The sequence below is a fragment of the Bacteroidota bacterium genome (assembly GCA_013360915.1).
GTDB lineage: Bacteria > Bacteroidota > JABWAT01 > JABWAT01 > JABWAT01 > JABWAT01.
This window is the reverse complement of sequence record JABWAT010000038.1, coordinates 1-4,003: the sequence shown is the minus strand read 5'-3', so window position 1 is coordinate 4,003 and position 4,003 is coordinate 1. Positions and strand designations below refer to the sequence as shown.

Below are 4,003 nucleotides of genomic sequence, written 5' to 3'. Positions count from 1 at the left end.
TCCTGTCCCTTCGAGAACCTCAGGGTTCGGAAGAAACCTCTGTACTTCCCACCCATAATTATTCAGTTCCGATTTGGTGGACCAGTTCAGGATGATCTGATCACCCGACACCGAGCCGGTGAAGGAGGCCAGTTCAACAGGAAGCGGATTTTCTGAACCGCTGCCAACCGCAAACTGAGAGAAGCTGGTCAATCCGGAAATGGTAATAAAGGGTTCATCATGTGTGACCGTTGCAAAAAATGGCGCACCGGTGACATCGACCCACGTGGCATTTTCATCTTCACGTTTCACCACTTTGATTCCATTGAAATTGGTAATCCCGGAAATGCCCGTCAGATCGAGGGTAATGGAATATTCGATGCCGGTCAGACCAGTGTTGATGATGCTCCAATATTTCTCGGCAGCCAGGCCGGTAATGCCCAGCGGGAGCGATCCGACAATGTTCGGATTGTTGCTGGTCGAAGCAGTCAGACTACCCGATGTACCGCTGGCCGTGGTAAAAGTAACCGCAGCGCCGGTATTACCCAGAACGAAGGATCCGGTGGACCCGGCAGAAACTTCTGGTGAAGGTGAGGTGCTCTCAACCCCAATCTGGTATTTCATTTTCAGACGGGAACCCAACGCAAAAATTTCGTTCTGCGTCAACACTTTATTGTAGACCATCAATTCTGCAATATCTCCCTCCATGAACTCTGCATAACCAGAACCAGAAGAATAGGATGCTCCGATATAATAAGGAGCAGAATTCGGAATACGGTAGAAGGTGCTTGTCCCTGAATTTACACCATCGACGTATCCTTCCGTTACGATGCCATCCGAGGAAACAGCCAAAATCCGGAAGGTGTCATAGCCAATCGAACCGAAATAGGCAAAGTCATTACTCCAGGAATCCCCGGTTCCGCCTTTCATAAAGAGCTGGAATCCATCCAGAAACATCGTAAAGTAATTCTCGTCTGAAATGATTCGCTGAGTCGGGTATTTTACGGATTTCATCACGGCAATGACCGTCATTTTAGTCCCAACATTCAGTGTGGGTGTTTCCAAAACCGTCGAGGTCCCATTAAAGCGGATAACCGGCTTTCCATTGATTCCGTTTGAAACAAAAAGCGGCTGATGTTCGCCAGCAGATTGGGTTACCTCTCCTCCACCGGGAGCAAGGTTGGTCCATGAAGAAACCAAATCGGAACCATCCCTGGTGACTCCGGAATCAGACCGGACCCAAAGAATTAAATCTGCAGATGTCGATTGATGCACAATGGGTTGAGCGGCGGATACCGTTGTACCAAAGGCATTGGTTGCAGTCACCCTGAAATAATTGTTTTTGGGCAGCAAGCCGTCAATGGTCGCAGTCACGTGTTTCGAAGTCGTATAAACAGTTGCTTTGGAAGTTCTGAAGGATGGGGTACCCACAATCGTTCCGTCATTTCCGTTTCCGGTCTGATCGGCAACCAAATCACCGCTGAATTCATTAAACTGCCAATAGGCACTCAGCCCAGTCTCCGATCCACTCAATCCTTTCTGATAGGATTCATAAACTTCAGTCGACGTTCTTTTTACAGACCAGACCCGGAGTTCATCGATCATTCCATTAAAACTACTGCAGTTACATCCGTTGGGATTGATTCTGCCAATATGAACATCTCCATTGTCGGGAACCATCACCGGTTTGCTGGGATAGCTACTGTAATACTCAACAACACTAGCATTCTTATAAAAATAGAATTCGTTATAAGTCGGATCGAAGGTTACCGCCACATGGACCCATTCCCGTACCGGGATGGTCGTGGTTGGTGCAGCCGGTACCCAGTTTGAACCGGTCAGTGACGCACTGTTAAAACTGAGTTTGTTATTTTTGATCTGAAAAGAATAGCGGCCATCGCCTTTACTGATAATGGTATTTTCACCGGATGCATTCTGGAAAATCCATGCTTCGATTGTAAAGGCTCCTGGTAAGTCTAACGTTCCATTATCAGGAATGGCAATATATTGACTACCAGTCAGTTGAACAGCATTTACAGGATTTTTATTGCTGTAATCAGCGGCTATTATGCCATTATTACTGTATTGTGCGCCTGTGAAAGTGGGGTTATCTGCATATTCAAACTGATAGGTGGTTTCTGAACCATTCGGAAATACACTTGCGTTGAGTTTTGCATTTCCACCACCGATATCGGTTGCCTCATAAACGGTAATAACAGGCAGCGGAAGAACCAGCGTTGTGAACGATTCCTTAAAACCAATCCGGGTTCCTTTTGCACTTTGTGCAACCAGACGGAAATAATATGTGGAATTGTGGCTCAATCCAGTCGGAGAAACTGAAACGGCAACCGCTTCGGTTCCGGAACCAGCGGAAGTTGCAGCAGTTTCTGAATACGTACTGAATGTGGAGTCCGTTCCATACTGAAAGCGGTAGGTGGTTGCATAACCATTCGGATTGACAGTACCATTCAGGGTAACTGTTGTATAAGCAACATCGCTGGCATCAAGGGTGATTGGTTCAGGAGCAGTCCAGTTCAAATCACCATAAAAATCATCATTATCAGTCAGAGACACAGACTCGTCAGCAGCCGTGTTTGAAGTAAACGTCACCAGGTCTGCAGACACAGTCGCGCCCGGATGAACGAAGATGGCTCCGCCCTTTCCTTTTCCCGCCGTTCCACCGGTTCCGGCTGTTCCACCTGTTGCTGAGTTATTTGAGAATGTACAGGAAACCAGAGAAACCGTACTTCCGGAGCGGGCGAACACAGCGCCACCCAAACCGGCACCACCACCGCCACTGCGGCGGTTCACATCATTACCGGCAAAGTAGGCAACGGTGGATGAGCCACCGAATTCACCGGGCGTTCCGGGATTGACCGCTGACCAGGAACCACTGGTTCCATCATATTTACTACCTACGGCACCGGCGCCACCACCGTAACCGCCATTTCCGCCAAATCCTCCTGCATAACGGCCATAGCCACCCGATCCACCACCGCCCCCGAAGGAGCCTGCAGCACCCGCCCCTCCCTGAAACGAACTGGTACTGAATCCACCGGCTCCGCCTGAACCTGCAAACGGACCGTCTCCGCCAGCAACGCCAAATCCGAAACTATCGGCATAATAGGAATTTCCTCCCACTGCACTGTTCCCGGAAAAGGTAACGGATGTCAGGGTAACGGTACCGGCATCGATATAAATGGCACCTCCCATTCCGGCACCACCGCCGCCACCGACGGTTGGACTACCTCCCTGGGCCTTTCCGTTAATCACTGATAAATTTTTGATCTCAACGGTTCCGCCTGTGATAAAGAACGGTCTGAATTGGTTTTTGCCACTGATGCTCAGTGTAGATGCACCCGGACCGTTGATGGTTAAGTCCTGGGTGATGACGGACAAGGCAGAATCCAGGATGATGGTACCTGAAATGCCTGTTGCATTAATGATATCAGCACCTGCAGAAGCCTCTGCATCCAGCATGGCCTGCCGCAGTGAGCCTGCACCAGAATTATTGGTGTTGGTGACTGTGTAGGTGGCTTGTGTATGTCCGTTTGTTGACAACAACAACAGACTGATTGCTGTACCTAAAAAGGTTAAGGATTTCAGCACAGAGGTTGCCAGTCCTCTTTTTGATGTATCGAGCGCCATTCGTTATCTCTCCATTTGTTAATTACCCGGTAACCCATTTCCGGAAAAACAAAGTTCCGGTTTTTCGTACCGTTGGACGTATCAATTTTCAGTCAGAACTTATTACTTTTCAGGCATTCTTATCCTGATGTCGCTGTTTACGACCCGTTTTTTTCCATTCACGGGAATTCTGGCCGGCCATTCAAGTGGACGGATCAATTTCTCAGAAAAAAAACCGGCCAGGGCCGGTTTCGTTTCTGTGCATATCGGGTCCGAAAAGAAGCCCCGACCCGGACATACCGGATCGGGGTTCCGGAGTGGGTGTTACTTCACGAGGGTTAATTTTTTCGTTACAACCTGGTTGTTGAATTCCAGTTTGTAGAAGTACACACCTGCA

The 4,003-nt window shown here is 48.7% G+C and carries 1 protein-coding gene; it reads right to left on the bottom strand.

The genetic code is table 11. The annotated features are described in order from the left end of the window. Positions 1–3,627 (bottom strand): hypothetical protein (locus HUU10_15640; protein NUQ83035.1); only part of this gene is annotated, 3,627 nt, incomplete at its 3' end. Positions 3,628–4,003 lie beyond the last annotated feature (376 nt).